Source organism: Gordonia sp. UBA7599 (assembly GCA_002477755.1).
Classification (GTDB): domain Bacteria; phylum Actinomycetota; class Actinomycetes; order Mycobacteriales; family Mycobacteriaceae; genus Gordonia.
This window is the reverse complement of the sequence record DLKD01000159.1, coordinates 1-22,964: the sequence shown is the minus strand read 5'-3', so window position 1 is coordinate 22,964 and position 22,964 is coordinate 1. Positions and strand designations below refer to the sequence as shown.

23 protein-coding genes and 1 pseudogene are annotated in these 22,964 nt (G+C 68.4%); 10 read left to right on the top strand and 14 right to left on the bottom strand.

Features of this window, described 5'->3' with window-relative positions:
- Positions 1-265, top strand: a pseudogene (locus tag B4L26_RS18135) (pyridine nucleotide-disulfide oxidoreductase); the annotation flags it as partial.
- A gap of 71 nt (positions 266-336) precedes the next feature.
- Here B4L26_RS18135 and B4L26_RS18130 read toward each other — a convergent pair.
- The gene (locus tag B4L26_RS18130; protein WP_290721173.1) at positions 337-852 is read right to left on the bottom strand and encodes a hypothetical protein; all 516 of its coding nucleotides are present in this window, start codon (positions 850-852) and stop codon (positions 337-339) included.
- Between the two features lie 184 nt (positions 853-1,036).
- On the opposite strand from B4L26_RS18130, the gene B4L26_RS18125 reads away from it, so the two are divergent.
- Complete coding sequence (locus B4L26_RS18125; protein ID WP_290721172.1) at positions 1,037-1,630, top strand: CHAP domain-containing protein; 594 nt, start codon at positions 1,037-1,039, stop codon at positions 1,628-1,630.
- A 44-nt stretch (positions 1,631-1,674) separates the two neighbouring features.
- On the opposite strand, the gene B4L26_RS18120 is transcribed toward B4L26_RS18125, so the two are convergent.
- The 4 genes from B4L26_RS18120 to B4L26_RS18105 form a co-directional block, all read right to left on the bottom strand.
- Positions 1,675-2,154, bottom strand: coding sequence for a DUF456 domain-containing protein (locus tag B4L26_RS18120; RefSeq protein ID WP_290721171.1), 480 nt, complete (start codon positions 2,152-2,154; stop codon positions 1,675-1,677).
- Positions 2,155-2,160: 6 nt separating this feature from the next.
- On the bottom strand, positions 2,161-3,528 hold the full coding sequence (gene purT, locus B4L26_RS18115; RefSeq protein WP_290721169.1) for a formate-dependent phosphoribosylglycinamide formyltransferase: 1,368 nt from the start codon (positions 3,526-3,528) through the stop codon (positions 2,161-2,163).
- Positions 3,529-3,565: 37 nt separating this feature from the next.
- Positions 3,566-5,107 (bottom strand): adenylate/guanylate cyclase domain-containing protein, encoded by a 1,542-nt coding sequence (locus B4L26_RS18110; RefSeq protein ID WP_290721166.1) that lies wholly within the window; start codon positions 5,105-5,107, stop codon positions 3,566-3,568.
- A gap of 61 nt (positions 5,108-5,168) precedes the next feature.
- Positions 5,169-6,455, bottom strand: a complete 1,287-nt coding sequence (locus tag B4L26_RS18105) for an adenylosuccinate synthase (protein WP_290721163.1) — start codon at positions 6,453-6,455, stop codon at positions 5,169-5,171.
- 142 nt (positions 6,456-6,597) lie between these two features.
- Between B4L26_RS18105 and B4L26_RS18100 the strand changes: the two genes are divergently transcribed.
- Complete coding sequence (locus B4L26_RS18100) at positions 6,598-7,173, top strand: hypothetical protein (RefSeq protein WP_409563523.1); 576 nt, start codon at positions 6,598-6,600, stop codon at positions 7,171-7,173.
- Between the two features lie 56 nt (positions 7,174-7,229).
- Here B4L26_RS18100 and B4L26_RS18095 read toward each other — a convergent pair whose 3' ends face one another.
- Positions 7,230-8,135 carry a cation diffusion facilitator family transporter gene (locus tag B4L26_RS18095; protein ID WP_290721160.1) on the bottom strand — a complete coding sequence of 302 codons (906 nt, stop codon included), beginning with the start codon at positions 8,133-8,135 and terminating at the stop codon, positions 7,230-7,232.
- A 143-nt stretch (positions 8,136-8,278) separates the two neighbouring features.
- A complete protein-coding gene (locus B4L26_RS18090) occupies positions 8,279-9,391 on the bottom strand; it encodes an FUSC family protein (protein ID WP_290721182.1) in 1,113 nt (370 codons plus the stop codon).
- Positions 9,392-9,518: 127 nt separating this feature from the next.
- On the opposite strand from B4L26_RS18090, the gene B4L26_RS18085 reads away from it, so the two are divergent.
- Complete coding sequence (locus B4L26_RS18085; RefSeq protein WP_290721158.1) at positions 9,519-10,274, top strand: ABC transporter permease; 756 nt, start codon at positions 9,519-9,521, stop codon at positions 10,272-10,274.
- Between the two features lie 17 nt (positions 10,275-10,291).
- On the opposite strand, the gene B4L26_RS18080 is transcribed toward B4L26_RS18085, so the two are convergent.
- On the bottom strand, positions 10,292-10,762 hold the full coding sequence (locus tag B4L26_RS18080) for a DUF3151 domain-containing protein (RefSeq protein ID WP_290721155.1): 471 nt from the start codon (positions 10,760-10,762) through the stop codon (positions 10,292-10,294).
- A 129-nt stretch (positions 10,763-10,891) separates the two neighbouring features.
- Here B4L26_RS18080 and B4L26_RS18075 point away from each other — a divergent pair, with 129 nt between their 5' ends.
- Positions 10,892-12,574: a hypothetical protein gene (locus tag B4L26_RS18075; protein WP_290721153.1), complete on the top strand. Its 1,683-nt coding sequence runs from the start codon at positions 10,892-10,894 to the stop codon at positions 12,572-12,574.
- A 73-nt stretch (positions 12,575-12,647) separates the two neighbouring features.
- On the opposite strand, the gene B4L26_RS18070 is transcribed toward B4L26_RS18075, so the two are convergent.
- Both B4L26_RS18070 and fbaA read right to left on the bottom strand, forming a co-directional pair.
- Positions 12,648-13,613 (bottom strand): type IV toxin-antitoxin system AbiEi family antitoxin domain-containing protein, encoded by a 966-nt coding sequence (locus B4L26_RS18070; RefSeq protein WP_290721150.1) that lies wholly within the window; start codon positions 13,611-13,613, stop codon positions 12,648-12,650.
- A 174-nt stretch (positions 13,614-13,787) separates the two neighbouring features.
- Positions 13,788-14,825, bottom strand: a complete 1,038-nt coding sequence (gene fbaA, locus B4L26_RS18065) for a class II fructose-bisphosphate aldolase (RefSeq protein ID WP_290721180.1) — start codon at positions 14,823-14,825, stop codon at positions 13,788-13,790.
- A 145-nt stretch (positions 14,826-14,970) separates the two neighbouring features.
- Between fbaA and B4L26_RS18060 the strand changes: the two genes are divergently transcribed.
- From B4L26_RS18060 to B4L26_RS18045, 4 genes are all read left to right on the top strand, one after another.
- Positions 14,971-15,690, top strand: coding sequence for a VTT domain-containing protein (locus B4L26_RS18060; RefSeq protein WP_409563398.1), 720 nt, complete (start codon positions 14,971-14,973; stop codon positions 15,688-15,690).
- 7 nt (positions 15,691-15,697) lie between these two features.
- Positions 15,698-16,327, top strand: a complete 630-nt coding sequence (locus B4L26_RS18055) for a TetR/AcrR family transcriptional regulator (protein ID WP_290721146.1) — start codon at positions 15,698-15,700, stop codon at positions 16,325-16,327.
- A 112-nt stretch (positions 16,328-16,439) separates the two neighbouring features.
- The gene (locus tag B4L26_RS18050) at positions 16,440-17,990 is read left to right on the top strand and encodes a hypothetical protein (protein ID WP_409563522.1); all 1,551 of its coding nucleotides are present in this window, start codon (positions 16,440-16,442) and stop codon (positions 17,988-17,990) included.
- Positions 17,987-18,673, top strand: a complete 687-nt coding sequence (locus B4L26_RS18045) for a DUF305 domain-containing protein (RefSeq protein ID WP_290721145.1) — start codon at positions 17,987-17,989, stop codon at positions 18,671-18,673. Before B4L26_RS18050 ends, B4L26_RS18045 begins: the two co-directional genes overlap by 4 nt.
- Before the next feature lie 54 nt (positions 18,674-18,727).
- On the opposite strand, the gene B4L26_RS18040 is transcribed toward B4L26_RS18045, so the two are convergent.
- From B4L26_RS18040 to B4L26_RS18030, 3 genes are read right to left on the bottom strand one after another with little or no spacing between them, the layout of a single operon-like run.
- The gene (locus B4L26_RS18040) at positions 18,728-19,450 is read right to left on the bottom strand and encodes a TrmH family RNA methyltransferase (protein WP_299491687.1); all 723 of its coding nucleotides are present in this window, start codon (positions 19,448-19,450) and stop codon (positions 18,728-18,730) included.
- A gap of 17 nt (positions 19,451-19,467) precedes the next feature.
- Positions 19,468-20,004, bottom strand: coding sequence for an orotate phosphoribosyltransferase (pyrE, locus tag B4L26_RS18035; protein ID WP_290721143.1), 537 nt, complete (start codon positions 20,002-20,004; stop codon positions 19,468-19,470).
- Positions 20,001-20,963, bottom strand: coding sequence for a hypothetical protein (locus tag B4L26_RS18030; RefSeq protein ID WP_290721142.1), 963 nt, complete (start codon positions 20,961-20,963; stop codon positions 20,001-20,003). The genes pyrE and B4L26_RS18030 overlap by 4 nt, the downstream gene beginning before the upstream one ends.
- 70 nt (positions 20,964-21,033) lie before the next feature.
- Here B4L26_RS18030 and B4L26_RS18025 point away from each other — a divergent pair, with 70 nt between their 5' ends.
- On the top strand, positions 21,034-22,221 hold the full coding sequence (locus tag B4L26_RS18025; protein WP_290721140.1) for a M20 family metallopeptidase: 1,188 nt from the start codon (positions 21,034-21,036) through the stop codon (positions 22,219-22,221).
- A gap of 80 nt (positions 22,222-22,301) precedes the next feature.
- On the opposite strand, the gene B4L26_RS18020 is transcribed toward B4L26_RS18025, so the two are convergent.
- Positions 22,302-22,964 (bottom strand): AAA family ATPase (locus B4L26_RS18020; RefSeq protein WP_290721137.1); only part of this gene is annotated, 663 nt, incomplete at its 5' end.

The following is a 22,964-nucleotide window of genomic DNA, read 5'->3' as shown; positions in this document are numbered from 1 at the left end:
CAAGGGCGACGCCAACGAGACGGTCGATTGCATCGTCGAGGACATGCACAACGACGCTCTCGGCGCACCGACGGATGTCTCGGAAGACTCAATCATCGCCCTGCTCGAGGAGCGCGCGATCCCGTTCACGACGTGGGACGGCTGGTACCGCCTCGACGAGCACGAGCGCAGCCTCGGCGCCGCGGAGGGCCGCGAGCGCATCAAGGTCGTCGAGCGCGACGAGATGCTCGCAGCTTCCGAGCCGGACAAGGTCCGCAAGCCCTAAGCAGACACGAACGCGGAGGTCCTGAACCACTATCTGGTTCAGGACCTCCGCGTTTCGCTGGTTCTAGGGGATCAGGACCCGGTGGACCCCATCGACCCGGCCGGCGGCGCGGGGATCCGCGGGTTCGCGGGGCGGTCGATGTTGCTGCTCCAGTAACCGAAGTTGTTGCCCAGGTCCTCGTAGGTGTCGGCCCAGGTGTAGCCGCTGATCGACGTCGGGACGCAGCCGGGCCAGCGCGTCTCGATCGGGCGCTGCCAGCGGCGGGTCTTGGTGTTCCACTTCGACATCGACTTGCCGGGCTTGAGCTCGGCAACGGTCACGCGCGGACCGCCGACCTCCTGCAGGTTCACGTTGCGCATGGTCGTCCCGCCGACGTTGACGACGGTCATCCAGCGGACCTGGTACCAGAGGTTGTCCCAGGTCTGCCCCTTCTGGCCGAAGTGGCATTCGATGCCGCCGCGGATGACGAGTTCACCCGGCGAAGCGGCGTGGGCGGGTGCGGTGGCAACCGCTGCGGAGGCCGCCATCACGGTGGCAGCGGCAGCGGTGGTCAGGGCTCGGCGCAGGCCGATCGAGGAGTTCCGCATGACTTCTTTGTCTCCTTGCAGTTTCCGACGACGAGAGTCGTGGTACTTGGGTTAGGACAGCCCCGTTGCGGGCGTCTCACGGAGTATGTCGCCCGACCACCCGCCCTTGGTTACGCAGATCAGGGCACCCGCAGGGACCTCACAGGAGCCGCCAAGGTCGGCGGTCGCACTATCATCGGGTGCCATGAACCGATCTCGCACCACCCGCCTGCGGGTCACGACACTCGTTGCCGCGGCATTGACGGTGGGAACCCTGACCGGTTGTGGACCGGCTGCCGGTGACATCAACCTGGGCCAACACGACGCCGCTCGCGCTTTCCCGGCCACCCAGCCGGGTCTCACGCCGATCCGGCAGCGGATCGTCGCCGTGCTGCGCTCCCAGTACGAAAACCCGCCGGAATCACCCGCGGTCTACACCGAAGGCATCCGCGAGCCCTGGTGCGCCGACTTCGTCAGCTGGACCCAACGACGTGCGGGCTCCCCTGTGCGCAACCCGACCAACGGCAGTTGGCGCATCCCCGGCGTCGCGACGCTGGCCGACTACTACCGGTCGGTCGGGCGATTCCACGGTCCCGACTACCGGCCCAAGCCCGGCGACGTCGTGATCTATGAACCGCCGAACCGGTTCAAGCAGCACACCAACACGGTGATCGCGGTCGACGGTGATCGCGTGACGACCCTGGGCGGCAACGAGCCGCCCAACGGCATCAGCGTGAACAGCTACCGACTCTCGAAGGTGCGCGGCATCGTCGGCTACGGGTCGCCGCGGCGCGGCTGATTGCGGAGGTCTACGCCCACCAGGCAGTCGCAGACCTCCGCAGTTCAGAAGACGAACGCGCCGAACAGCCAGATCGTCGTCGCGATGAGTGCGCCCGACAGTTCCACGAGCATGCTCGCGCCGGCGGCCTTCATCGCAGCCACCGCGCCCCTCCAGGCCTGCTCGAAGCTCCACCCGCGCACAAGCTCGCTGACCATCGCACCCAGGATGAACCCGAGGATCAGCCCGACAACCGGCACGACGAAGAACCCGATGATGCCGACGATGCCGCCGACGACGACCGTCACGTTGGGGACGCCCGCCGATTTCAGGGTGCGGCCGGCGACGTAGTACTTGATGACCTCGGCGGCGGCGATGACCACGGCTGCAGCGGCGAGGAACGCCCATGCCCAGCCGCCGACGACGAACGCCCACACGCCGATCGCCAGGCCGACGATGATCCCGCCCGGGAGCACCGGGAAGACGATGCCCAACAGGCCGATCGCGATGACCAGCCCGATGAGGAGCTCACCCCAGAACGGCATTGACGACTACGACGCCGCGGGACGCAGGTTCACCGTGCGCGCCTCGTCGGCCGAGTCCTGCGCACCGACGGCGGACGGCGCGTCGGCCGAACCGTCGGCGGTCGTCTGCTCCTCGTCGACCGTCGGTGCGGAAACGGACACGACGCGGATCAGCGACGCGGCGTCGGTGGCCCGGTGCCGGGCGCTCTCCACGTCGTCGGCGGTGGCCGTGACGACGCCCATCCGTCGGCGCGGCGTTGCCATCGGCTTGCCGAACAGTCGCAGGCTCGTCTCCGGTACCGACAGCGCCTGGGCGAGGTTGGCGAAGCCGATCACCTCGTCATCGCGACGACCGTAGATGACTGCCGAGGCCCCGGGGGAGGCCAGCGTCACGTCGACTGGCAGGCCCAGGATCGCGCGCGCGTGGATCTCGAACTCCGAGAGCCGCTGGCTGGCCATGGTGACCAGGCCCGTGTCGTGCGGGCGGGGACTGACCTCGGAGAAGTAGACGTCATCGCCCTTGATGAACAGCTCGACGCCGAAGATGCCACGGCCGCCCAACTCCTGGCCGTCGGCAAGGGCACCGGTGACCCGGGCCGCGATCGACGTCGCCGAGGCCATCGCATACGACTCCATCGGCTGCGGCTGCCAGCTCTCCACGTAGTCGCCGTCGAGCTGGCGGTGGCCGATCGGCGCGCAGAACTGGGTGATGATCCCGCCCGAACGCGGGTCGATCGACCGCACGGTCAACAACGTGACCTCGTAGTCGAAGTCGATGAAACCTTCGACGATGACGCGGGTGTTCGCGACGCGCGCCTTGGTGGACGCGGCCTCCCATGCCGCCCAGACGTCCTGCGGACCGCGCAGCACCGTCTGCCCCTTGCCCGACGACGAGACAATCGGCTTGACCACGCAGGGGAACCCGATGGTCTCCGCCGCGCCGCGCAACTCCTCGAGCGAGTCGGCGAACAAGTACGGCGGGACCGGAATGCCCAGGTCCTCGTCGGCGAGGCGGCGGATGCGCTCGCGATCCATCGTCGCGGTGACGCCGAACGCCGACGGCACGATCTGACTGACGCCGCGGGCCTCGATGTCGCCGAGCGCGTCGGTCGCGATCGCCTCGATCTCCGGCACAACGAAGTCTGGACGGTACTTCTCAATGACCGCGGTGACCGCGGCCGCATCGGTCATGTCGACAACTTCGGCGTGGTGGGCGACCTGGTGTCCGGGAGCGTCGGCGTAGCGGTCGACGGCGATCACCTCGACGCCGAGGCGCTGGAAGGCGATAGTCACCTCTTTGCCCAGCTCACCGGCACCGAGCAGCAGGACTCGAACCGCCGAATCGGTCAGCGGTGTGCCGACGACATACGGCACCACCGGAGAATCACTAGTCATGACGTGTCATTCTACTGGGCCGCTCAGCGGTCAGTACTCACACGATGGCGGCACAGACGACGGTCGCCTCGGAACGGCCGCGCAACACCTCCGCGTCTTGCGTCTCCCAATGCACCGCCTCATCCGGATTGGCCGCGGCGACGGCGACCTGCGAGGCCAGCGGGCGGCGCGGATCGCGCTTGGCCAGCTCTGACAGTCGGGCGCTCTCATTGACGGGATCGCCGATGACGGTGAACTCGAACCGCTCGATTGCCCCGACGTTGCCGGCCACCGCCGCCCCGTAGCCCACGCCGATGCCGGCGGCGAGCTCGGGCACCTCCACCGGTAGCGCCGCGGCGATCTGACGCGCGGTGACCAATGCTGCGCCGGCCGGGTCGGGCAAGTGCAACGGCGCACCGAAGATCGCGAGGACCGCGTCGCCCTCGAACTTGTTCACCAGTCCCTGATTCGCCTCCACGGCGTCGACGATCACGCCGAAGAAGCGGTTGAGGATGGTCACCGTTTCCGTCGGCGTGCGGGTCATCGCCAGGGTGGTCGAGCCGATGACATCGATGAACATGGTCGCGACGATCTGCTCGCTGCCGCCGAGCTCAGGGTCGGTGCGCAATGCGGCGGCAGCGACGTCCTGGCCGACGTGGCGGCCGAACAGGTCTTGGATCCGCTCACGCTCACGTAACCCGTGGACCATCGTGTTGAACCCGACCTGCAGGTCGCCCAACTCCGAACCGTCGAAGACGACGAGATCGACGTCGTTGTCACCGGCGCGGACCCGGCGCATACCCTCCTGCACCGACCGCACCGGCCCGACGACGCTCATGTTCGACAGCACCGTCAGCAGCAGGCCGGTGAAGAGCGCGACCCCGCCGATCACGAACACCCCGACCGCCATGTCCTTTTCGGTCATGTTGGCGAACAGCAGGGTGAACAGGGCGACAAGCAGGATCCCGACGATGGGGATGCCCGACCCGACCGCCCATGCCGAGATCGCGCGGCCGCGCAGTCGTCGACGGCGCCCGCCGGTGTACCCCGCAGCGATGAGTTCAGCTTCCACCGGACGCATGCTGAACTCGACGAACAGCGACGAGATGCCGACGACGACCGCACCGCTGAAGCCCAGCACGATGAGGATCTTGGGGATCAACTGAACGTCGTAGCGGGCGTACAGGAGGGTGAACAGCACCATCGCCCCGATCCACAGCGTGCTCTGCAGCCGCATCAGCCGGCCGGGTGCCCGACGGCTCACCACCGCGTCGTGGGCCGTCGGGAGTTCGCCGCGAATGGCCCAGCGCAGATCGCGGGTGACCGTGAAGGTGCCGACCGTGACGCCGACGGCCAGCGCGAACACCACGTAGGCCGGGACGACGATGAAATTGACCCACCACAAGCCCGGCTGGAAGACCGAAGGAACGGGGATGCCGACGGTGACCAGCACCATGGCCACCGCCACGCCGATGATGTTGGCCGCGAGGATCGACCCGGTGATCAGCGTCTGCGTCCGGATCCGCTTGGTCAGCTGGCTGTCGGTCGACGAGCCGAGGAACACCGACCCGTAGTCGCGGGCCGTCGAGAGCATTGGCATCGCCGGAGTTCCTCCTTCGCTTCGCCGCTGCGCCCTCGGCAGCCGTCCCTTTAGCAGTGTGTCAAGCGACGTCGCGCCGGACGATCGTTTCGTCGCGGCCGGGTCCCACGCCGATGCACGAGATGTAGGCGCCGCACAGTTCTTCCAGGCGCAACACGTAGCGCTGCGCGTTGAGCGGAAGCTCGTCGAAGGTGCGGGCCGTCGAGATGTCCTCCCACCATCCGGGCATCGTCTCGTAGACGGGGACGGCCCGGTGGAAGTCGGCCTGCGTCATCGGCATCTCGTCGAAGCGCTTCCCGTCGACCTCGTAGGCCACGCAGATCGGCACCTCGTCGAGCCCCGACAGCACGTCGAGCTTGGTGAGGAAGTAGTCGGTGATCCCGTTGACACGCGTCGCGTAACGACCGATGACGGCGTCGAACCAGCCGCAGCGCCGGGCGCGCCCGGTGGTCACGCCAACCTCGCCGCCGGTCTTGGCCAGGTATTCGCCGTGCTCATCGAACAGCTCGGTGGGGAACGGCCCCGAGCCCACACGGGTGGTGTAAGCCTTCAGGATCCCGAGGACGGTCGTGATGCGGCCCGGGCCGATGCCCGACCCGACGGAGGCGCCGCCGGCGGTCGGGTTGGACGACGTCACGTACGGGTAGGTGCCGTGGTCGACGTCGAGCAGCGTGCCCTGCGAACCCTCCAACAGGATCGTCTCGCCGCTCTCGAGTGCCTGGTTCAGCAGCAGCCGCGTATCGGCGATGCGGTGCTTGAAGCCCTCGGCCAGGCCCAGCACCTCGTCGGTCACCGCGGCGGGCTCGAGCGCCCTACGGTTGTAGATCTTGGTGAGGATCTGGTTCTTGATCTCCAGTGCGGCCTCGACCTTCTCGCCGAACAGCTTCTCGTCGAGCACGTCGGCGGCGCGAATGCCCACGCGCGCGATCTTGTCCTGGTAGCAGGGGCCGATGCCACGACCGGTGGTGCCGATCTTGGCATTGCCCAGGAAGCGCTCGGTGACCTTGTCGATCGCCACGTGATAGGGCATCAGCAGGTGTGCGTCCGCAGACAGGAGCAGGTTGGACGTGTCGACGCCCCGCTCTTCGAGGCCGGCCAGTTCCGACAGGAGCACGGCCGGGTCGACGACGACGCCGTTGCCGATCACGTTCTTGACCCCGGGCGTCAGGATGCCCGACGGGATGAGGTGGAGGGCGAAGCTCTCGCCGTTGGGCAGGACCACCGTGTGCCCGGCGTTGTTTCCGCCCTGGTAGCGCACCACCCAGGAGAGCTTTCCGCCCAGCAGGTCGGTGGCTTTACCCTTGCCCTCGTCGCCCCATTGGGCGCCGATCAGCACGATCGCAGGCATCCGTCAGACTCCTTGTTCGCCAGACAATCCGGGCTAACCCTACTTGGTTTGTCCGGCTACTACGCTATTGCGCGTGACTGCCGTCGTTGTGCCTCCGCCGGAAACAGCGGCGTGGGACCTGTTGTCGCTGCGCGGCGCCGTCATGCCCATCGTCGACGAGGCACTGGGCGACGAAGGTGTGGACCGGCTCATCGTCGACGCTCAGTGTGAGGAACCCGATGCCTTCTTCGCCGCGGTGCTGGCCCGGTTGATGGTGCGCGAGCGGCTCGACGTCGACGTCGCGTTTGTGGCGCCTGCACCCACCCGCGCGACGCGGATCCACCGGTTGCCCGTCGGCGCGGCCGCGCGACGCCTCGCTGAGACCGGTAGCGCCCGGGAGCTCCCGCTGATCCGCGACGACGCCGCGTCCGTCCTCGTCGGGCGAGCGCGCCACATCGGCGCCGACGGCGGACCGCTGCAGGGCGAGTCGTACCTGGACGACACGCGGCTGTTCGACGGGACTGTCGCGGCGGTGGAGATCGAGCCGCTGGGCACACTCCCCGGGTTGCGTGGGCGCGTGGCGCGACGAGGGCTGTCGAGGCGCTGGACCAGCGGCCGCGCCGTGCAGACCGGAGGCCCGGCGGTGTTCGTCGAACGCGAGGGCATCCTCACCCCCCGTGCTGTTCCGCGCTCGACGTTCTACCCCCACCACATTCCGTGGCGCTTGGTCATGGACTAGCTGCGTCAACTCGGTCGATCTTTACGTCGTCGAGGTAAAGATCGACCGAATAAGTGCTACCAACTGAGCTCGGAGTCGCCGCAGCCCTGGTCGCCTTCCACCTGCACCGTGGCGTGCTCGAGTCCGTGCGCGGTGAGGATCTGCTGCGCCTGCGCGAGGACCGACTCACCGTCGGCGGCGGCACTGGCGATGTGGACCGTCGCAACATCCATGCCGGTGGTCAGGGTCCAGATATGGAGGTCGTGGACGTCGCGCACGCCGGGGATTTGCGCCAACTGCGCCGCAACGCCCTCCACGTCGACGTGCTTGGGCGCCTGCTGGTTGAGGATGCGCAGCGCGTCGGCCGCCAACCGGACCGCGCGCGGCACCACCCACAGTGCGATGAGGACTGCGACGACGATGTCGGCGTAACCCGATCCGGTGATGAGCGCGAAAATGCCGGCGACGAGGACGCCGACGCTGCCGACCGCGTCGGCAAGGACCTCGAGGTAGGCCCCGCGGACCGCGATCGACTCCTTCGCGTCAGCGCGCAGCAACAGCATCGCGACTACGTTGACGGCAAGGCCGATTAGTGCGACGACGATCAGCGTGAGGCCCGGCACGTGCGGGTCCTTGCCGATGCGCTCGACGGCCTCGTAGAGCACATAGGCGCCGACGGCGATCAGCAGTACCGCGTTGACGATCGCGCTGAAGACCTCGGCGCGGTGCCAGCCGAAGGAGCGCCGGGCGGTCGTCGAGCCGTGGCGGGCCATCAGCAGCGCGGTCATGCCCATCAGCAGAGCCACCACGTCCGTGGCCATGTGACCGGCGTCGGCGATGAGCGCCAATGAATTCGAGATGATGCCGACGACCAGCTCGACGACGAAGAAGCCCGCGATCAGAACGACGGACGCAACCATCGGCCACAGTCGCCGTTGACCGGTCGACGGGCCGACGTGCGCGTGATCGTGCGAGTGCCCCATGTCGCCCAAACTATGCGTCAGACCGCATATGAGCAACCTTCGCGTTGCGACACGCGCTCGCCGCGCCGAGAAGTCCAGACTGTCCAGGTCCACGGACGCACGCTGGCCATCGCTCAGGTCCGCGGGCACTCAGTTCCGCGGGCTCAGTTCCGCGGACGCATTTGCGCCATCGCCGAGGTCCGCGACAGCCCGGCGATCATCAACATGTCCATGAGCTGCGAACGGATCTGGGCCAGCGTCGAGACAGTCGACAGATCACCGTCGGCAACCACTTTCGGATTCGCATGGCGCACGATGCCGCGCAGAACCCGCGCAGCGTCGGCCGCGTCGGGCTGCCCGTCGGGCGGGGCGAGCATGTAGGCGCGCAGCGACTCGTAGCCGACTCCCAGCTGCGCGATCAGATCGATGACGGCGTCGGGCACCCGCTCGCCGCGCGAGACCATCCCGTTGACGCGGCGCGCCAGGACCATCATGTTGCGGACCGCGGAACTGATCGGCTCACCGGTGTCGGCGATCCGCTCCATCCGCGGCCGGGAGCTCCAGTACAGCGGCGAGATGACGCTCACCTCGCGGCCGCCGCGCATGTCGGCGCGCATCGTCTCCAAGGCACCGCGCAGACCGCTCAGGTCGGCAAAGACCGCGCCGAGCTGATCCTCGTCGCCGGCGCTCAGCGCCGCGGCCATCTTCTCAGAGCTGTCCCGAAGTGCCGCCAGGACCCGCGCGGCATCCAACCGCGCGCGGTGGGCCGGATTCGTGGGCAGCAGCGCAGCGACGAGGATGCCGACGACACCCCCGATGAGTGCGTCACCCGCGCGGGTGACCCCGGACCCGATCGCGGGCACGGCGACGACGAGCACCGCCGACGATGCGGCTTGCATCGGGATGATCGGACCGTTGTCGAGGAAGACCGCGATGGTCATCGCCACCAGGACCGCCGCGGCAATCTGCCAGGCGCCCATGCCGACGGAGTGCGTCAGAAGATCGCCGATGAGCACGCCGATCGTGACCCCGCCGACGAGCTCGATCGACCGTCGCCAACGCTTGCTGAGCGACAGGCCCAAGGAGATGATCGCGGCGATCGGCGCGAAGAACGGCTCAATATGGCTGAAGATCTGGGTCGCGATCCACCACGACAACCCAGCGGCCAATGCGCATTGAAAGATCGGGAAGGCCGAGTTCATCAGCCGGCTCACGCGGCTGCGCACCGGTGACGGCAGGCGTCGCAGGAACCGACTGCCCGGCTCGCGGGCGCGCATCCACCGGTCCCCCGCCGCCTGCACGGGGTGGGACATCGCGGCGGGGAGTCTCCCTGCCCTTGGTGTGCGGTCCTTCACCGTTGCCGATGATAGCGACGACCAGCGGTCCGGCTGACAGAATGGGCGCGTGGACCTCGGCGACGCGCTCATCCGGATCGGGCCCGCTCTGGTCATCGTGATCGTCGTCCTTGCCGGTATCGCCGTCGCCGTCAATGTCGTCGCTTCCAGCGGGCACGGTCGCGAGACCGCCATCGCCGTCATCCGAGCGGTAGTCCAACTCGCCGCCTTCGCCGCGATCCTGGCGGTGGTGATCAAGCATCTGTGGGCGTCGGTGCTGTTCCTGCTCTTCATGTCCGTCGTGGCGGCGTGGACGTCGGCGACTCGTATCACCGGGCGGTCCCGGCCACCGCTGCAAACCGCGCTGCTGTGCCTGCTGCCCGTCGCGGCCCCGACCGCCGTCGTGACGCTGGCTGTCGCATTGCTAGGCGTCGTCCCGGCAAAGGGGATCGCGATTATCCCGACGGCGGGGATCATGCTGGGCAACGCGATGATCGCGACCTCACTGGCAGCGCGGCATGCACACGACGAACTGCGTTCGCGCCACGGTGAGGTGGAGGCTGCATTGTCGCTGGGGTTCCTCACGCGCGATGCACGGCTGGAGGTGGTGCGCCCGGCCGCGGCGACCGCGCTCATCCCGGGCATCGATCAAACGCGCTCGGTCGGCCTTGTCACCATCCCGGGGTCGTTCGTCGGCATGGTGCTCGGCGGGGCGTCGACGACGGCAGCGGCCATCATGCAGCTTTTCGTGCTAGTCGCACTGCTCGCCGTCGCAGCGATCGCGGTTCTGACAACCACCGAACTGGTCAGCCGCGAGCTGCTCTAGCGTGAGTTGGGCCCGCGTCAGGAGGGCGAGACGCCCAGGTGCTCGGCGGCGCGCGGGTCACAGTCGTTGAGCAAGTCGAGACACCGCAGGTACTCGTCCTCTTCACCGATGATCTGGGCCGCTCGAGCCAGGGCGCCGACACATCGGAGGAACCCTTGGTTCTGCTGATGCTCCCAGGGCACCGGGCCGTAGCCCTTCCACCCGTGGCGACGCAGCTGGTCGAGGCCGCGGTGGTACCCGGTACGCGCATAGGCGTAGGCGGCGACGACCGCCGGAGGGAAGTCGCCGGCCTGCGCCAGGACCTCGGTTTCCGCCTCGGTCACGCTTTCCAACTCGGCTTCGGCCAGGTACGCCCAGGCGATCGAGGCCGTCGGGGAGCCCGCGGCAACCGTGGCCGGCGGGACGCCGTTGAGCAACTCCGACTCGGCATCGTCGTCGCCGGTGAGTAGCGTGGGCGGGGGGCCGAGCAGGTCTCCGAAGGAAGTCACCACCCAATTCAACCATCTCGAAGCGGTGTGACAACCCTCTCGTCGGCACCATGCCGAATGTGTCCGGCGAGTCGGTTTTCGCTAGTCTGGCACCCGCAGTGATGTATCGACGAAGGCAGGGCGTGCCCGATGGCGCAGGCAGACGAAACCCCGACCACGGGTAGCAACAGCGACGATTCGGCAGCCGCCGACGCTCCGCGACCACGCGGAGGCGGCGGAATCGACTCGGCAACACGCGTCATCAGCCGCGACCAGCTGCCCGAGGCGGCGGACCTGCCCGACCTCGACGACGTCGACGCACTCGCCCAGGACGGCCAGGCCGACGACGACACCGTCGACGCGGCTGACACCGCCGCCGATGCAGAAGCCGCTACCGACGCCGAGACCGCCGACGAAACCGATGCCGCGGACGCTGGCGAGGACGCCGAGGACTCGGCTGCCGAGGGTGACGCAGACGAGGCCGCGGCCGAGCAGCTCGCCGACGAGGAGACCGCCGCTGAGTCGGAGGACACCACCGACCTGGAGAAGATCGCCGCAGACGCCGCCGACACCGAGGCCGTCGAGGCGGATTCGGCCATCGCCGCCGAGGCCGCTGTCGGCTTGAGTGCCGCTGCCGCAGCCGCCGGCGCGGTCGCCGCCAAGCTCTCTGCGGAGCAGAAGTCGGACGAGACTGAGTCGGACGAAGTTGAATCGGACGAGGCTGCACCGGACGAGGCGCAGGCCGCCGAGGACGAGGGCGCCTCCGTGAGCAAGCACGTCGACGAGGATCCCGACGACGAGCAGGAGTCGGCCGTGAAGCGCCGGCCCGAGATCGTCAAGCTGCAGGACAAGGCCGACGACGCCGAGGAAGAGGCGGCGGACAAGGCTGACGAGGGCGATGCGGCTGACGCCGACGAGGCGCGCGCCGAGGCAGAAGCCGATGAGGCGAAGGTCGACGAGGCGGAAGCGGAAGCCGACGAGGAGGTGGCCGACGCCGAGGGCGCCAAGGCCGACGCCCTCGACGACGAGGTATCTCAGGCCCAGGCAAAGGCTGACGCAGAGATCGCGGAAGCCGAGGAGAAGTCCGAGGCCAAGACCGACAAGATCAAGCCCAAGGCGCAGGCCGACGCGGCGACGACGAAGCTCGACCGCGCCAAGATCGCGGCAGCGAAGGACGACGCCGACAAGTCCGAGGACGAGACGGCCGAGGGCGACGCCGACGAGGCCAAGGCCGAAAAGGGCGAGGACGCCGACTCGAAGGCCGACGAGAAGAAGGCCGACGAGAAGAAGGCCGACGCCAAGACCGAGAAGGTCGACAGCACGAAGGTTGCCGCCGGGAAGGCCGACGAGAAGACGGCCGAGAAGGCTGCGCCGACCACGATCCCGCAGACCATCCCGACGAAGACCAAGCGCAGTCGCAAGCCGCTGCTGATCGCCGTCGCAGCCGTCGTGGTGGCCGCACTCATCGGTGGTGGCGCCTGGTTGCTGCGCAAGCCCGCGCCCGCCGACAAGGCCGCCGAGGCGGCCGTCACCTATGTGACCGCGATGAACAACGGCGACCTTGCCACGTTGCGCCAGATCACCTGCGGCGATCAGCACGAGTTCTACACCAAGATCAGCGACGCCGACTACGCGAATCTCTTCGCGTCCCAGAAGGCCCGCAACGAGCTGGTGAACATCAGCGGTGTCCGTGCGGCCAAGGTCGTCGACGGCAAGCAGGCCGTCGTCGAGGTCAACGCGTTCCGTACCGAGCAGCCCAACACGATCCTCCCGACGTCGATCAACCTGCAGAAGGTCGACGGCACCTGGAAGGTCTGCTCACCCAAGGGCTAGCACCCAAGCACCTGCACTACGGCCGACGCTGGTTACCACTATGTGGTCACGAGCGTCGGCCGTAAGTGTCTGATCACCTTTCGGGTTGGCAACGCGGGCAGCGGGTGAAGGCGCCCGGCCACCCAAGTCGGCCGAGCATCGTCGCAACCTTGCCGGCCGTGCTGCACGGGCGCTCGTAGACCTGACCCCACCCGAGCCGGATCGAGCGCCGATCTTCTCCGACCGCGGCGTCGAGATCGCGCTCGAGGTCGTTGTCGCGGGCGCGCGCAGTGATGTGGAGCAGTCCGTCGAGTTCGACGAGCAATCCCCACTCGTCGTACTCGACGTCGCGGTAGCCATGCCGGCCCACCGTCGTCGGCGATTGTCGTCGCGGCCCTGGCAGACCGTGTTGGCGCTCGATCTTCGTGAGGTAGCCGTGCTCCAGTGCCGAGCAGGTGCCCTGCGCAATGTCGGAGAGCACTGCCTGAGTGAACCGTCGACGCGGGTAGCGACCCCGGACGGCCAACGCCGCCAGCAAGCGGTCAGCGGTGGTCAACCGTGCCTGGACGGCGTCGGCCAGGTGCGCAATCTTGTCGACCTCCCGTGACGCCTCCGCGGCCACGTCCAGCACCGCGTGCTCGATGCGGACGCGCGGCGGTGCGGCATTCCAATGGACGCGCTCCTCGAGATCCGCACAGCGGTGCACCACGACACCGGGAAACCGGGGCGCGCGACACTTCCGTCCGACGACGAGGTGGATCGGCCCGCCACGCGGAGCATCCGCGTTCGCCGCACAGATCGCCGATTGATGGCTGAGTGCACCCCGTTCGACACTCAGAACCGCGATCCACGCGCGTTGCCGCCATGCCCTCGGGCCGGTGTGGGTGATGTACACGCCGGGGCTGACGCGCACCCATCGCCCTCGGCGCAGCATTGAGCGCACAAACGCAGAGTCCAGGCCGCAGTCGAAGACCTGTTGACGCGTGATCACCCCGCTTTGGAACTCGAGCAGAGCCTGCAACGCGGTGGATCTGGGAGCAACCATCTGCGCAGACGTCATGCCCCACAGTGTTGCTCCCGAGGCGGGACGAACCCCTCGCCGAAGCCCGTTACCGCACTCAACCTGTGGATAACGGAGAACTGTTAACAACGCAGGAAATGGCCATGCAGTACGGCCGACGCTGGTGACCACATAGTGGTAACCAGCGTCGGCCGTAATGCAGGTGTTGTCGGCTCAGGAAGCGCTGATGGACTTGCCCGCGGACTTGAGGTCGTTGCACGCCTCGACGACGCGCTCGCTCATGGAGGCCTCTGCCTTCTTGAGGTAGCTGCGCGGATCGTAGGTCTTCTTGTCGCCGACCTCGCCGTCGATCTTCAGCACACCGTCGTAGTTGCTGAACATGTGGCCCGCAACCGGACGGGTGAACGCGTACTGGGTGTCGGTGTCGACGTTCATCTTGATGACGCCGAAGTCGACCGCGTCCGAGATCTCCTGCGGGAGCGAGCCGGAGCCGCCGTGGAAGACCAGGTCCAGCGGCTTGCTGCCGGCGGCCAGACCCTTGGCTGCGACGACGGCGTCCTGGCACTGCTTGAGGATCTCGGGGCGCAGCTTGACATTGCCCGGCTTGTAGACGCCGTGGACATTGCCGAAGGTCAAGGCGGCCATGTACCGGCCGTTCTCGCCCAGCCCGAGCGCCTCAACCGTCGCGAGGGCGTCTTCGGGGGTCGTGTAGAGCTGCTCGTTGATCTCGTTGGCGACGCCATCCTCCTCGCCACCGACCACACCGATCTCGACCTCGAGGATGATGTTGGCGGCCGACGCAGCGGCGAGCAGCTCCTGGGCGATCGCCAGGTTCTCGTCGATCGGGATGGCCGAGCCGTCCCACATGTGCGACTGGAACAACGGGTTGCCGCCGGCGTCGACGCGCTCCTTCGAGATGGCGATCAGCGGCCGGACGTAGGTGTCGAGCTTGTCCTTCGGGCAGTGGTCGGTGTGCAGGGCGACGGTGACGTCGTAGTGCTCGGCGATGACGTGCGCGAACTCGGCCAGCGCGACGGCGCCGGTCACCATGTCCTTCACACCCAGCCCGGAACCGAACTCGGCGCCGCCCGTCGAGAACTGGATGATGCCGTCGGACTTGGCGTCGGCGAAGCCCTTGATGGCGGCGTTGATCGTCTCCGAGGACGTGCAGTTGATGGCCGGGAAGGCGTACCCGCCCTCCTTGGCCCTCTTCAGCATCTCGGCGTAAGTCTGCGGCGTGGCGATGGGCATGGGAACGTCCTCCAACGGGTGCTCGGGGCGGACTCGCACGCGGCGAGCGTCAAGTACCCCCTCAGTATGGCAAGCCGTCCCGCCGCTGCGCGCGTCACCTGCGTTTCCGCCCCTTCAGCCCCCTCTCAGCCCCGCGCCGGTAGCCTTGGGGCCCGTGAACTACTTGTCGTTGGTGCAGACCACCACCGATGCCGTGGCACTGCCGGGCATCTTGGACCCGTTCAACCTGATCGGTTGGTTCGGCACGTGGGCGTTCGTCGGACTGCTGCTGGTCATCTTCATCGAGTCGGGTGTGCTGTTCCCCGTGCTGCCGGGTGACTCGCTGCTCTTCGTCGCCGGCCTGATCGCCGCGGGCAGCGCCTCCGCCGAGCACGCCCAGCAGGTCGCCGACGCGAACTTCAACATCTGGTTGCTCATCATCACGATCCCGATCGCCGCCATCCTTGGCGGCCAGGTCGGCTACTGGATCGGCCGGTTCATCGGCGTCGAGATGTTCAAGCCCGACGCCCGGTTCCTCAAGCAGCGCTACCTCGACGAGGCGCACGAGTTCTTCGAGAAGAACGGCCCGATCACCATCTTCTTGGCGCGCTTCGTGCCGATCGTCCGCACGCTCGCACCCATCGTCGCCGGGTCGGCCAAGATGAGCTTCTCGAAGTTCACCGCCTACAACGTCCTCGGCGCCATCGTGTGGGGAGCCGGAATCACCTTGCTCGGCTACTGGCTCGGTCAATTCGAGATCGTCCAGAAGCTCATCGAGCCGATCTTCATCCTGATCGTGCTCCTGTCGATCCTGCCGATGTTCATCGAGTGGTACCGCCGTCGCCGCGTTGCCGGCAACGCAGCACTCGACGACCCGGCGGCCTAGCAGCGCTGTGCAGCCCGGCGGACAGCCGTCCCCGACGCGCGAACTCCTCCTCAACACCGCCGAACGGCTCTTCGCCGAGCACGGCGTCGCAGCGGTGTCCAACCGGCAGATCTGCGAGGCGGCAGGTCAGGGCAATAACTACGCGATCGGCTACCACTTCGGCTCTCGCGAGGGGCTGCTGACAGCGCTCCTGCACGCGCGGAACGAGCCGATCGAGCAGATCCGGGCGCGGATGCTCGCGGCGATCGACCCAGACGACGGGACGCGCGGGTGGTTGCGCTGCGTCGTCCAGCCCTCGCTGGAGTACCTCGGTACTTCACCAGAGCCGACGTACTTCGGCGTCTTCTGTGTGCAAATGGCGGCCATGCCCGGCACGACCGGCCTCCTGTTCCGCGAAACCACCGCGACCCCGTCTGTGCAGGGGATCGTGAACGGGCTGTTCTCGTCGTTGCCGCCGCTGCCGTCAGAGGCCCTGCACGTGCGGACCCTCATGGCCCAGAACGTCCTGATCTCGACGGTCGCCGAGTTCGAGCGGTCGCGCAACGCGGGCGACCCGCCGGACACCACGTCGTGGCGGCCGTTCGTCGACGAGGTGGTCGAGGCCCTGGCGGGCCTACTCCTGGGGCCCGCGGACTAACTGGTACAGGCGTCTCAGTCGCTTGACTGAGATCGTCAGTACCGGTTATCGTTCCGTGATCTGATTCACCTGCCTGGGGAGATTCGTGGTGCCATCACACCGATCCGTGTCCATCGCTGTGCCGATTTCGCGCCGCCTGCGCGCTCATCGTCGCCTTACCGCTCCAGTCGTCCTGACCGCCGCGGTCGCAGCCGCCCTCACCGCTATCGCGCCGACTGCGGCCGACGCTGCGCCGCTGCCCGTGTCGAAGGCCGACTGCGGACCCGGGTCGCTGCCGGAAACGGGCATGCAGGGCGACGTCTCTGCGACCGATCGCGACTCCGGGCGCAGCACCCGCGGCTTCCGCTGCAACGTCGTCCTGAAGGGTGGCTACCGCGGCCACGGCGGCGGCATCACCTCGACCAGCTTCGAGAACTGCGCATACATGGGCAGTCTCTTCCCCGGCGCGATGGTCGGCCCGGACACCGGCGTGTCGGTGATCGACGCCAGCGACCCCGCACAGCCGCGCCGCACGGCCGTACTGCGCGCCCCCGCGCTGCAGGCGGGCACCTGGGAGAGCCTCAAGACCAACCGCAACACCAAACTCCTCGTCGGCACCGGCGTTCCGTTGCTGTTCGGCGCCGGTCTCCTCTCGGTGTATGACGTGAAGAACTGCGCCCAGCCGCGCCTGCTCAACGACGGCGGGCCGGGATCGCTCAACGCACCGCTGCCCATCACGTCGCACGAGGGCGGGTTCTCCCCCGACGGCCGCACGTACTGGACCTCCAGCACCGGGCCCGGCCTGCTCTCGGCCGTCGACCTGAGCAATCCGCACCGGCCCCGAGTCATTGCCCAGGCGCTCACCGCGTTGGAATCGCACGGCATCGGTGTGAGCCCCGACGGCTTCACGCTGTACCTCTCGCACAACCTGGGCGGATTGTCGGTCTGGGATGTGCGCGACGTCCAGCTGCGACGGCCGAACCCGCAGATCCGCTACCTGGGCGGGGTGAACTGGACCAACGGCTGGGCCACCCAGCACAGCATCCCCGTCACCTACAGCGGAAAGCCGTTCCTCTTCACCGTCTTGGAGGGCGGCTCGGGTGGGGTCAAGTTCATCGACGTCTCCAACCGCCGCAACCCGCGCGTCGTGAACAACCTCAAGCTCGAGATCAACCTGCCCAAGAACCAGGACCGCGCGCTGGCCTCCAGCATGGGCGGCAGCGCGTTCGCCTACGAGTCGCACTACTGCGCCGCCGACCGCCAGGTCGATCCGACGGCGCTGGCCTGCGGCTGGACGTCGTCGGGGATTCGCGTGTTCGATGTGCGTAACCCGATGAAGGTCAAGGAGATCGCGTACTACAACCCGCCGGCCAAGACGAACCGCTTCCTGGAGCTGTGGAACTCGCCGCACGCGCTGGCATCGGTCCTGGGCTTCCCGATGCTCTCGGTGCCGGCGATCCTGCAGTCGCTGCAGCAGGGGGTGTTCGATCCGCGCCAGGCGTTGAGCCCGCGCAGCGGACGGGTCCTCGGTGGCGACATCTCGACGGACTGGTGCTTCTCGCCGCCGGAGTGGCGCGGTAACAAGCTGTACGTGGCCTGCTCGGACAACGGCTTCCAGGTCCTCGAACTCACCAACGACGTGTACACGCCGCCGGCCAATCAGCTCTCCACGGTCGGTTCATGAGTCCGACGCCCTCGGCGTCGGGAACTCGTGGCGGGACCGTTTCGTCGACGAGGAGCGGGCGCGCGGTTCTTGCCGCGTCGCTGCTGGTCGTCGCCGTCGTGGCGTTCGCCGTCGGAATGGTGGTGCGCCCGTGGATCGTCGGCGTCGAGGGGTCGTCGAACAATTCACTGAGCGCCGTCGAGGAAGGCTTCCTGCAGGACATGTCCGCCCACCACCAGCAGGCCCTGGCGATGGCGCAGCTCGTCGACCGGCCGGGCGTGGATCCTCGCGTGCTCACACTGGCCCGCCAGATCCGCGTCGAGCAGGCGAACGAGGTCGGCACGATGACCGGCTGGCTACAGATGGCCGACCGGCCCATCGGGAACCCGACACCGATGAGCTGGATGACCCGCTACGGCTCCGAGGGGCATGGACACGGCGGCGGTGGTGGCGCACCGATGCCGGGCATGGCCACCGAGGACGAGCTCGCCGCACTGGGCTCGATGCCGCCCGAACAGGCGGGGACGCGGTTCCTGCAGCTGATGCAGCGCCACCACTACGGCGGGATCGCGATGGCCGAGGACCTCGTGGCCCAGGTGCCCGAAGGGCTCACCAGCCGCCTCGCCCGATCGATGGTCAGCACTCAGAGCAAGGAGACGGGGCTGATGGGCGCCATGCTGATGGAGCGCGGCGCGACCTCTTAGCGCGCGCTCACCGAACGCACTTACCGGGTCGGTCGGCGCCTCGTCGCAACGGCCTCACCACGCGTCGTCGAGGTCGGCGTGCTGCACGATCCAGGTGTGCATCGCGATCCCCGCGGCCACCCCGGCGTTGATTGAGCGGGTAGAGCCGAACTGGGCGATCGACACGGTGAGATCGGCGCCGGACTGAGCGTCGTCGCTGACCCCCGGTCCCTCCTGGCCAAAGAGCAGGACGCACTCGCGCGGCAGCTCCGCCCGCTCGATGCGCTGCGCCCCGGGGGTGTTGTCGACGGCGACGACGGCCAGCCCCTCCTCCCGCGCCCAGGCGATCAGGTCCGCGACGGTGTCGTGGTGCTGTAGATGCTGGTAGCGGTCGGTGACCATCGCGCCCCGACGGTTCCAGCGACGGCGCCCGACGATATGCACTGCCGCTGCGGCAAAGGCGTTCGCCGTGCGCACGACAGTGCCGATGTTCGCGTCATGCGCGAAGTTCTCGATTGCGACGTGGAACGGGTGGCGGCGTTCGTCGATGTCGGCGACGATCGCCTCGCGGCGCCAATAGCGGTACGCGTCAACGACGTTGCGGGTGTCGCCGTCGGCGAGCAGTTCCGGGTCGTAGCGCGAATCGTCGGGGAGATCGGCCGTCGGCCACGGCCCGACGCCGACGGCCGGACCGGCCTGCCACTCCGTCGGACCCGGATCCGCGGGTTGATCGGTGGCGCTGGGGCTCACCGTCGGCTCAGACTCGCCGGGCTGCGAACCCCCCGACACGGACGGCATCGACTCGTCGGGGCGGCTCAGGCGAGGCCGAGGTCGGTCAGGCCCAGCAACGACCGGTAGGGCACGCCGAGCGCGCCGATGACCTCATCGGCCCCGGTGGCCCGGTCGACGACGGTCGCGACGCCCACCACCGTCGCACCGGCCTCGCGTGCGGCGTTGACGGCCTCGCTCGGCGACGCTCCCGTCGTCGACGTGTCTTCGACGACGAGCACGCGGCGTCCGGCGATGTCGGGGCCCTCGATGCGGCGCTGCATGCCGTGGGTCTTGGCGGCCTTGCGCACCACGAACGCGTCGATCGGGCGGCCCGGGGCGTGCATGATCGACGTCGCGACGGGGTCGGCCCCCAAGGTCAGGCCGCCGACGGAGGCGAAATCCAAGTCCGCAGTCAACTCACGCATGAGGCTTCCGATGAGCGGCCCGGCCTCGTGATGCAGGGTCGCGCGGCGCAGGTCGACGTAGTAGTCGGCCTCTTTGCCCGACGACAGCGTGACCCGTCCATGCACGACCGCGAGTTCGCGGACGAGGGCGGCCAGCCGCTCGCGCTGCTCGCTCACCGCTCGTCGTCGCCGGGGTAGAGCGGCGAATGCGGTGCGGGCGGACGCTGCCAGGCGCGCTGGCGCTCGGCGGGTGGCGACGCGGGTTGTCCCTGCTGCTGCGGTGCCGGCGGACGACCGGGGTAGGCCCCACGGGCCGGCGGGGCCGGCGCATCGGTGTTGAACGGGTCGTAGTCAGCAGGATTGGTACCCAGCGGCGGCAGTGGGTTGACCGTCGTCGGCTCCTCCGCGAGCACACGGTCGGCCTCGCGACGGCGCTTGTCGCGCATGTTCTCGGTCTTCTCGTCGGCGAGCTCGGCGATGTGCGGTCCGTGCGGGTCGCGCGGGTCGGGCGCATCCTGCGGGTCCACCGACGGAGGCAGCACACGCAGCAGGTCGGCGAAGCGCCGCACGACGTCAAGCGCAGCATCCAGGCGGGCCGGGTCGTTGGTCAGCGGCATCGAGCCCAGCGCCCACTTCCCCTCCGTCCACAGCACCTCGATGAACGGCGGGGCCGCATTGGCCAGCGCGATCATGCGTCGGTCGCACACGCGCCGCGCGACGTCGAGGTTGTTGGAGAACACCACGCGCGGACCCATCGCGCCGAGGAGTTCGACGTCGGTTTCGGCCGGTGCCAGAACGTCCTCGTGCCGCAGGTCGATGATCACCTGTGATGCGGCCTTGCGGCGCACCGCGATGACCGTCGCCGTCTCGGTGAGGTCGAACACGACTGCCTCGGCGCCGTCGTAGTCGCCGAACGCGACGTCACGGACGTCGACGTGGTCGGGGACGTCCATCGTCGCGCGGCGGAACACGCGGCGCAGTTTGCTGTCGGAGGCGCGGTAGTGGAAGCCCTTCGCGTCGCCCCACACCTCGCGACCGGCGCGTGCGACGGTGGATCGCTGGTGGTCGAGCCACAAAAGGACGCCGGCACCGGCGAGGGCGACCGCGGAGATAAGGAAGTAAACGATGCTGCTCATCGACTGCCACCTTACTATCGGTGAGCATGCGACTCTGCCTTCTGCTCACCAAGCCGGCGATAGGGCAGTCGTGACCGTGCCGTTGACCGACGGCGAGGAGGCGCTCCTGGCGCGGCTCTCGCTGCCGCAGATCGTCGATCTGACGACCGCGTTGATCGCCGAGCCCAGCGAGAATCCGGGTGGGGACGAGGCCTCGACGGTCGCCGTTCTCGCCGAGGCCTGTCATCGCGCGGGCCTGTCGGTGGAGGTTGTCGAGGCCGCCCCCGGACGCCCCAACCTCGTCGCGACGCTGCCCGGCGGCTCCGACGGCCCCACGCTGTTGTTCCTGGGCCATTCCGACGTCGTGCCTGCGGGGACCGGCTGGTCGGGGGACCCGTTCGCCGCCCGCATCGTCGGCGACCGATTGGTCGGACGCGGCGCCACCGACATGAAGGGCGGCCTGGCCGCGATCGTCGCCGCGATGGGCGCATTGGCCGACACCGAGTTGGCCGGCCGCGTCGAATTCGTGTGCACCGCCGACGAGGAGGCCGGCGGCCTGGGCGCACGGGAGTACGTCGCCGCACGTGGTGCTGACGCCGACGTCGTCGGATGCATCGTCGCCGAACCAACCGGGTTGCGTGCCGTGCACGCCGGGCGCGGCACCGCCAATATCGACATCGCGATCACCGGCAAGGCCGCCCACTCCGGGCGCCCCCAGGACGGGTGCAGCGCGATCGCCGTCGCGGGTCAGGTCCTGTCGGTCATCGCCGACGACGGGCAGCGCCTCGTGCAGCGCCCACATCCCGAGCTCGGCCCGGCGACGTGGAACGTCGGCACCATCGTCGGCGGGCAGGGCATTAACGTCGTGGCCGCCGACTGCCGGCTCGGAGTCGACCGCCGCCTACTCCCCGACGAGGACATCGCCGCGGTTGCCGACGATCTGCGTGGCCGGATCGACGAGCTGGACCTGCCCGGTCAAGCGAGCGTCACAGTCACCGTCGACTCCGAGACCCCGGCCTTCGCGACCGCGCTCGACGACCCGCTCACGGTCGGAGTCTGCGAGGCCCTGGCCTCCTTGGGCCTCGATCCGGTCCCGCAGGTGTGGAGTGCGGCATGCGACGCGGGTTTCCTGCACCGCGACCTCGGTATCCGGTCGATCGTCGTCGGGCCCGGCGATATCAATACCCAGGCCCATCAGGTCGACGAGTCGGTCGTCGTCGACGACCTACTAGCCGCGGCCAAGCTCTACGCCCTCATCGCCTTCCGTCTCCTGCGCTGATCTGCAGCCAACCTCCAACACAACAGGGCGGTTTCCAACACCCATCGGTGTTGGAAACCGCCCTGCGGTGTTGGAAACGCCTAGACGACCTCGGCGTCGACGGCCGCGGAGACCGTCAGCGACTCGCCGTCGCCGGCCACGTCGACGATGACGGTGTCACCGTCGCGGACGTCACCGGCCAGCAACGCCTTGGCGAGCTGGTCGCCGATGGCCTGCTGCACCAGGCGACGCAGCGGGCGAGCGCCGTAGAGCGGGTCGAAACCGCGCTCGGCCAGCCATTCCTTGGCCTTGGGCGTGACGTCGAGCGTCAGTCGCCGCGCGGCCAAGCGCTTGTTCAGGCTCTTCAGTGCGATATCGACGATCGTCACCAACTCCTCGGGGCTCAGTGCGTCGAAGATCAGCACGTCGTCGAGGCGGTTGATGAACTCCGGCTTGAACGCGGCGCGGACCGCGGCCATGACCTGCTCCTTGTCACCGCCGGCGCCGAGGTTCGACGTCAGGATGAGGATGGTGTTGCGGAAGTCCACCGTGCGGCCCTGACCGTCGGTCAGACGACCTTCGTCGAGGACCTGCAGCAGCACGTCGAAGACGTCCGGGTGCGCCTTCTCCACCTCGTCGAACAGGACGACCGAGTAGGGCCGGCGGCGGACGGCCTCGGTGAGCTGGCCACCCGACTCGTATCCGACGTACCCGGGAGGAGCTCCGACGAGCCGCGCCACGCTGTGCTTCTCGCCGTACTCGCT

What these genes read in the sequence shown, in the direction of transcription:
- B4L26_RS18075 (WP_290721153.1), top strand. Translation starts at nt 10,892, where the DNA reads ATGGCGCAGGCAGACGAAACCCCGACCACGGGTAGCAACAGCGACGAT.
- B4L26_RS18125 (WP_290721172.1), top strand. Translation starts at nt 1,037, where the DNA reads ATGAACCGATCTCGCACCACCCGCCTGCGGGTCACGACACTCGTTGCC.
- B4L26_RS18095 (WP_290721160.1), bottom strand. Translation starts at nt 8,135, where the DNA reads ATGGGGCACTCGCACGATCACGCGCACGTCGGCCCGTCGACCGGTCAA.
- B4L26_RS18120 (WP_290721171.1), bottom strand. Translation starts at nt 2,154, where the DNA reads ATGCCGTTCTGGGGTGAGCTCCTCATCGGGCTGGTCATCGCGATCGGC.
- B4L26_RS18070 (WP_290721150.1), bottom strand. Translation starts at nt 13,613, where the DNA reads ATGACGTCTGCGCAGATGGTTGCTCCCAGATCCACCGCGTTGCAGGCT.
- B4L26_RS18130 (WP_290721173.1), bottom strand. Translation starts at nt 852, where the DNA reads ATGCGGAACTCCTCGATCGGCCTGCGCCGAGCCCTGACCACCGCTGCC.
- B4L26_RS18040 (WP_299491687.1), bottom strand. Translation starts at nt 19,450, where the DNA reads ATGCCGTCCGTGTCGGGGGGTTCGCAGCCCGGCGAGTCTGAGCCGACG.
- B4L26_RS18045 (WP_290721145.1), top strand. Translation starts at nt 17,987, where the DNA reads ATGAGTCCGACGCCCTCGGCGTCGGGAACTCGTGGCGGGACCGTTTCG.
- fbaA (WP_290721180.1), bottom strand. Translation starts at nt 14,825, where the DNA reads ATGCCCATCGCCACGCCGCAGACTTACGCCGAGATGCTGAAGAGGGCC.
- purT (WP_290721169.1), bottom strand. Translation starts at nt 3,528, where the DNA reads ATGACTAGTGATTCTCCGGTGGTGCCGTATGTCGTCGGCACACCGCTG.
- B4L26_RS18030 (WP_290721142.1), bottom strand. Translation starts at nt 20,963, where the DNA reads ATGAGCAGCATCGTTTACTTCCTTATCTCCGCGGTCGCCCTCGCCGGT.
- B4L26_RS18090 (WP_290721182.1), bottom strand. Translation starts at nt 9,391, where the DNA reads ATGCGCGCCCGCGAGCCGGGCAGTCGGTTCCTGCGACGCCTGCCGTCA.
- B4L26_RS18105 (WP_290721163.1), bottom strand. Translation starts at nt 6,455, where the DNA reads ATGCCTGCGATCGTGCTGATCGGCGCCCAATGGGGCGACGAGGGCAAG.
- B4L26_RS18110 (WP_290721166.1), bottom strand. Translation starts at nt 5,107, where the DNA reads ATGCCAATGCTCTCGACGGCCCGCGACTACGGGTCGGTGTTCCTCGGC.
- B4L26_RS18100 (WP_409563523.1), top strand. Translation starts at nt 6,598, where the DNA reads ATGCCCATCGTCGACGAGGCACTGGGCGACGAAGGTGTGGACCGGCTC.